At 30.7% G+C, this 6,130-nt stretch carries 8 protein-coding genes; 2 read left to right on the forward strand and 6 right to left on the reverse strand.

The window, feature by feature from the left end; genetic code table 11:
- Positions 1–696: cytochrome c biogenesis CcdA family protein (locus VJ881_04735; GenBank protein HKL75354.1), on the forward strand; the 696-nt coding region annotated here is incomplete at its 5' end.
- Between the two features lie 29 nt (positions 697–725).
- Positions 726–1,235 carry a TlpA disulfide reductase family protein gene (locus VJ881_04740; protein HKL75355.1) on the forward strand — a complete coding sequence of 170 codons (510 nt, stop codon included), beginning with the start codon at positions 726–728 and terminating at the stop codon, positions 1,233–1,235.
- A 50-nt stretch (positions 1,236–1,285) separates the two neighbouring features.
- Here VJ881_04740 and VJ881_04745 read toward each other — a convergent pair whose 3' ends face one another.
- The 6 genes from VJ881_04745 to VJ881_04770 all read right to left on the reverse strand — a co-directional run.
- A complete protein-coding gene (locus tag VJ881_04745) occupies positions 1,286–1,714 on the reverse strand; it encodes a DUF134 domain-containing protein (protein HKL75356.1) in 429 nt (142 codons plus the stop codon).
- Between the two features lie 30 nt (positions 1,715–1,744).
- The gene (locus VJ881_04750; protein ID HKL75357.1) at positions 1,745–3,094 is read right to left on the reverse strand and encodes an FAD-dependent oxidoreductase; all 1,350 of its coding nucleotides are present in this window, start codon (positions 3,092–3,094) and stop codon (positions 1,745–1,747) included.
- Between the two features lie 221 nt (positions 3,095–3,315).
- Positions 3,316–4,143 (reverse strand): Mrp/NBP35 family ATP-binding protein, encoded by an 828-nt coding sequence (locus VJ881_04755; GenBank protein HKL75358.1) that lies wholly within the window; start codon positions 4,141–4,143, stop codon positions 3,316–3,318.
- Between the two features lie 130 nt (positions 4,144–4,273).
- Complete coding sequence (locus VJ881_04760; protein ID HKL75359.1) at positions 4,274–4,606, reverse strand: NifB/NifX family molybdenum-iron cluster-binding protein; 333 nt, start codon at positions 4,604–4,606, stop codon at positions 4,274–4,276.
- A 65-nt stretch (positions 4,607–4,671) separates the two neighbouring features.
- A complete protein-coding gene (locus VJ881_04765; GenBank protein ID HKL75360.1) occupies positions 4,672–5,430 on the reverse strand; it encodes a DUF368 domain-containing protein in 759 nt (252 codons plus the stop codon).
- A 39-nt stretch (positions 5,431–5,469) separates the two neighbouring features.
- Positions 5,470–6,130: hypothetical protein (locus tag VJ881_04770; GenBank protein ID HKL75361.1), on the reverse strand; the 661-nt coding region annotated here is incomplete at its 5' end.

Consider the following 6,130-nt stretch of genomic DNA (forward strand, 5'->3'; position numbering starts at 1 on the left):
AAAGAAAGGAGTACTTATATGCAGGGTGATATTTCTATACTAATTGCTTTCACTGCCGGAACACTTTCTTTTTTCTCTCCATGTGTACTACCACTTATTCCATCATATATTACATTTTTAATAGGCGATTATTCAAAACAAAAAGAATATACAAAAGCCGAATTAATTATTCCTGCTTCAATTTTCATTTTAGGTTTTACTTCAATTTTTGTGCTTTTAGGCCTATCAGCATCATATTTAGGAAAGTTACTTTTACAAAACCAGGCCATTTTTAGAAAAATCGGTGGAATTTTCGTTATTATTTTAGGTTTACATGTTAGTGGAATTTTTAAAATAAAGGCTCTTTATCAACAGAAAAATTTTGAAATCCCACAAAATATCAATAAATATTTAAGATCATTTATTATGGGCATAGCCTTAGCCTTTGCCTGGACTCCATGTGTTGGTCCAATTCTTTCTTCTATTCTTATTTATGCAGGCAGCAGTCAGAGTATGGCTACAGGCGGTTTTTTATTATTATTTTATTCTATAGGTTTTGCCTTACCCTTTATGGCAGTCGCTCTTTTTATGAACTGGTTTTTACCTAAATTCAAAAAGATTAATCCTTATTTACCTATTATTGAAAAAGTTACAGGTATCTTAATAATTATTGTTGGAATTTTAATTTATACAAATAATTTAGTGTTTACTATCTAAGTTAAAACTATAATAAAGGAGTGAAATTTATGAAAAAGAAAAGTTATTTATCTATTTTAATCCTCATCCTTTTTCTAGGAACTTTTACTTTGTTTAATTTTCAGCAAATAGAAGCAGCGCAAATAGGAACTGAAGTGGGGCAAAAGGCTCCTAACTTTAGTTTAAAAAATATGAATAACAAAGAAGTTACATTAAGAGATCTGGAAGGTAAAAAAGTTTTTATAAATTTTTGGGCTTCCTGGTGTCCACCCTGTAAAGCAGAAATGCCTGATATTCAGAAATTACAGAAAAATCATGGGGAAGAAATAAAAATAGTTGCTGTAAATTTAGAAGAAGAAAAAAATAAAGTTGAAAAATATTTAGAAAATGAAGATCTTGATTTTACTGTTTTACTTGATAAAAATAAAAAAGTAGCAAATCAATACTTAATAAGAGCAATACCTACCAGTTATTTTTTAAATGAAAAGGGAATTATTATTGAAAAAAATCTTGGTGTTTTAAGCTATGAAAAAATGAAAGAAAATTTAAAGATAGAATAAATATTTAAAAGCCTGGTTTTTATAACCAGGCTTTTTATAATCGAGATAATTTATTTAGTATTTTCATTTTCCCGCTCATCATCACATTCAGGACATTCAACATCTCTTCCGCGCTGACGTCTTTTCCTACCCCAGGCCTTTGGACGGGTAAATTCTTGATCACATTCTGGACAATGATATTTTTTCTCTGCCAGTCTATAATCTCCACCCTCAAAACGAATAGCCATTCCATCAATTAAAGCATCAGCAATCTTTCTGCGGGCCGAAGTTAAAACTCTTTGAAATGTAGGACGAGATACTTCCATTCTTTCTGAACATTTTTTTTGAGTCAAACCTTCCTGATCTTTCAAACGAATAGCTTCTACTTCTTCCATAGAGAGATTTATCTCTCCTAAATTTCGCATTGGAACTCCAGCAGGTTTAAAAAACTTAACCTCTGGAATATATTCTACTCTCCGCGGTTTTGGTGGTCTAGCCATATAACTCACTCCATTTCTTTTTATTTTATATTATTTTAATTTCTTTTCAGCAACCATACCCAACACTGCTGCAGCATCTTTAGGAGTTGAATAAGGAGGTGCATAAGCAAGGTCAATCTGAAATAGATCATTAGCAGTCAAACCACTATATATAGCTGTACTAAAAACATCTATTCTCTTATCTGCACCATTTTCTCCAATTACAGCTGCACCAATAATCTTATTAGTTTCTTTATCAAAAACCCCTTTTAGATGTAATTCATTTAAATCAGGATAATATCCTGCATGATCAACACCTTTTATTTTAACTTCTTCAACTTCAAAACCATTTTCACGAGCTTCAGAAGCTAAAAGACCGGTTCTACTTACTGCTAAATCAAATATCTTGGTTATTCCAGTTTTTAATATACCCTTATGTCTGGCATTTCCACCTGTAACATTCTCGCCAGCAGTTCTTCCCTGTTTATTGGCAGTAGAACCTAAGGGGACCCAGGCTGGATTACCTGTTATAAGGTCTTTACTTTCAGCACAATCTCCAGCTGCATAAATATCTTTTTTAGATGTTTCCATTTTTTCATTTACAGCAATTGCCCCTGTATTACCAATTTCTACACCTGCTTTTTTAGCTAATTCTGCATTAGGTTTAACACCAATAGCTAAAAGTACCAAATCTGCTTCCAGTTCTTTACCACTTTCAGTTACAACTTTTTCTACTTTTCCATCTCCTTTAAATTCATTAACTCCATCATCTAAAACTAAATTAACACCTTTTTCTTTAAGATGTTCTTCTACAATTTCTGACATCTCATCACTCAAAATAGGCAGAACATGTGGTAGCTTTTCAATAACTCCAACTTCTAAACCGGATTCCTTAAAAGATTCTGCCATTTCCAGACCAATAAGTCCAGCCCCAACAATAACAGCTTTTTTAGGATTTTGCTTATCTATAATATTTTTTATTCTATCAGCATCATTAACAGTTCTAAGTGGTACAATATTTTCTAACTCATGACCGGGAATAGGAGGCATTATTGGACTGGCACCTGTTGTTATAATAAGTTTATCGTAATTATAATCATCTACCTCATCAGTTTCTAAGTTTTTATATTTTAATGATTTTTCCTCAGAATTAACATTTAATACTTCATGTTTAGTTCTTACATCTATTTTATATTTTTCTGCAAAGCCTTCAGGAGTATTAATAATTACTTTTTCTCTACCTTCTGTTACTTCCGAAATATAATAGGGGAGTCCACAGCCTGCATAAGAAATATCACTATCTCTTTCAAAGATAACTATCTCTGCATTTTTATTATTTCTTCTTGCTTTAGCTGCAGCACTAGTTCCTGCTGCAACTCCTCCAACTATAGCTATTTTCATCAAAAATCCCTCCAATATATTTAAATACAAATATTTTATCTCACAATTAAACTTTATGATTTTAGTCAAGTTTATTATAAATCTAATTCAAACTATTAATAATAATACCATAAATTTATGTAAACATAAAGTAAAATATTGGATAAAACAAAAGCCGTTTCCATTAATCTAATATTTATAATGAAAACGGCCTATTATTTCTATTAAATTGAATGTTTTATTTATTCAGTTTCTAAAAACATCTGCTCTTTTGATGGATCAAATTCCGGAATTAAATCCATTACATTATCAGCAATATTTTCAAACTCTTCACCAATCATATCACTATTAGCTACTAATTCACCATTGTCTCCTGCTTCTCTAACCTCTGTGATTAGTGGTAATTTACCTAAGAAATTGGTTTCAAGATGTTCAGCTAATTTTTCTCCTCCACCCTGACCAAAGATATAATCTTTATGACCACATTCACTACAGACATAATAGGACATATTTTCTACAACTCCCAATACTTCAGCATCCATTTTTTCAGCCATTTTACCAACACGGCCTGCTACATTAGCTGCTGTAATCTGAGGAGTAGTTACAACTAAAGTCTGAGCATGAGGTAGTTTCTGCATAATATTTAGAGCCATATCTCCTGTTCCTGGAGGTAAATCAAGAAGTAAATAATCCAATTCTCCCCAGTGAACATCTTCCATAAATTGTTGTAAAGCACCATTTAAGAGTGGGGCACGCCAGATAACTGGATTACCCTCTTCTACAAAAGAACCCATAGACATAACTTTTATACCATTGACTTCAGGTGGTACTATTTCTTTTTCATTTAAAGCACGAGCATCTTCTTCTAAACCTACAATCCTTGGAATACTAAAACCATGAACATCAGAATCTAGAATACCAACTTTTTTACCTTTATTTTTGAGGGCAGCTGCCAGATTAGCAGTCACAGTAGATTTTCCAACTCCACCTTTTCCACTGGCTACAGCAATAAGCCCTTCTTTGATTGAACCATGTTCTAATTCTAAAACACCGTCTTTTAATTCATACACTATTAACGCCTCCTGAAAATTTTCATTATATTTTTAAGATAATTAATCTCTACATAAAAGATTAACATATAGCATAATTGACTGCTGTTAATTTCTTAACATTTTCTCATAATTAAACATGAAATTTATTTTAGTGATCACAGGCATTATCATCAGTATCAAGGTTACCTGCAAGATATTCATTAATACAGTTATCTACATCACCCTTCACACCAGTAACTACTTCAACACCTGCATCATTAAATAAATTAATTGCTCTGGTTCCCATACCACCTGCCAGTACAAGATCGATGTTTTTATCAGCTAAAAATCTAGGTAAAAAACCAGGCTTGTGTCCGGGATTTTCAATTATCTCTTTACTTTCAACTTCAGAACCTTTTGTATTATAAATTGTAAATTGAGGACAATGACCAAAATGAGCAGAAACTTTACCGTTATTTGTTGGTATAGCAATTTTTTCCATTTGATATCCCTCCCTATTAATTTTCCATCAGCATTATACCACTATATCAATCATATGTCAATAATCTAGTCTTCTACTTTTAATAATAAATATATAGAGCCAATTCCCAATAAAAATCCTGTTATTACACTAAAAGTTAATTGGGGAGGTATTACACTCCTTGTTGAGCCAATAATTAAACCTGTCAGTAAAGCCATCAGTAAAGATCGATAATTATTTAAAAAATATGATAAAAGCCAGGAAAAAATTAGTAAACCAAAAGCAACTCCCAAACCAAAGACTATAATAATCATAAAGTCAAAATTACTAATCGCAGTAAGTACACTTTGATATAAACCAAGCATTACCAGAATAGTTCCTCCACTAATTCCAGGTAAAATCATTGCTACACTACCAATAGCTCCTCCACTAAAATATTTAATTAAGGAAATACTTTCACTATTTACTGCTCCATTAATATCTACAGAATAAAAATAGGCAAAAATTAGCCCAACAGCAACAAGTATAATAGAAAAAAGATTAAAATCAGCAATTTCATTATAAGTAACTTTAGCAGAAGCCAGTATCAATCCCATTAAATAAGCAGTCATAAATAAATTAAAATTTTCCAGCAAATTTATAATCAATGTAGAACTTAAAAATACTCCAACTACTGCCCCCAAACCAATGGGAATAAGTACTTTTAAATTAAGTTTTTTTATACTATTTACTAATTCATCATAAATTTTAAGAACCAGGGCCATCGTTCCTCCGCTAACTCCAGGCAAAGTATTAGAAATACCAATTGGCATTCCTTTTATAAAAAACTCCCAAAATCGTGACATTTTACTACCTCCATTATCATAACTGTTAGTTGATTGTTTTTAAAAATCATAGTTAAATCTAACTCCAAATTTATTTTTTTCTTTATCTTCTTCAAAAGTATAAAAAACTTCAAGGTCAATAGGTTTTACCCCAAGTAAATAAAAATTACTTTTACTTCCTAAACCAACTGCTATATCTTCTCGATATTCTTCATTAAATTTATCCTGACGATAATCAGTAAATAAATATAATCCTATGTTTCGGATTTCAAATATGTTCATTAAACTAATATCATCGATAAATTTATGGTTATAAATATAATCTAAACTTAATTGTAAATTTTTTTCTTTATTAAGTTCACTTCCTCTATAAATAACAGGCGATTTTAATAAATTAGTATTATTAAAAACCATACTCGCTTCAATATCCCAAGTTTTTGATAAATCGGAATTTGCTTCTAAAATAGTTAAAATACTTAAATCTTTTTCTGTGATATTATAAATAAGATTAGATCTTGAATCAATTAAGTGCTTAAATAAGTTAAACTCGTAGTCTCCTCTAAAAAACAAATAATCCTTTTGTTTGATTTTTCCAATTCCACTACCTATCAAATAATCCTGTTCAGCATAATTAATCTCTATCTGATAATCATTATGTTCCTCTGTAATTCTATATTTGCTTAATAAATCCAATTCTTTAGTAAGTTTACGCCATCTTATT

Source organism: Halanaerobiales bacterium (genome assembly GCA_035270125.1).
Taxonomy (GTDB): Bacteria; Bacillota; Halanaerobiia; order Halanaerobiales; family DATFIM01; genus DATFIM01.

Excerpts from the sequence above, each read along its gene's own strand:
- VJ881_04740 (HKL75355.1), top strand. The coding sequence starts at position 726 with ATGAAAAAGAAAAGTTATTTATCTATTTTAATCCTCATCCTTTTTCTA.
- VJ881_04745 (HKL75356.1), bottom strand. The coding sequence starts at position 1,714 with ATGGCTAGACCACCAAAACCGCGGAGAGTAGAATATATTCCAGAGGTT.
- VJ881_04750 (HKL75357.1), bottom strand. The coding sequence starts at position 3,094 with ATGAAAATAGCTATAGTTGGAGGAGTTGCAGCAGGAACTAGTGCTGCA.
- VJ881_04760 (HKL75359.1), bottom strand. The coding sequence starts at position 4,606 with ATGGAAAAAATTGCTATACCAACAAATAACGGTAAAGTTTCTGCTCAT.
- VJ881_04765 (HKL75360.1), bottom strand. The coding sequence starts at position 5,430 with ATGTCACGATTTTGGGAGTTTTTTATAAAAGGAATGCCAATTGGTATT.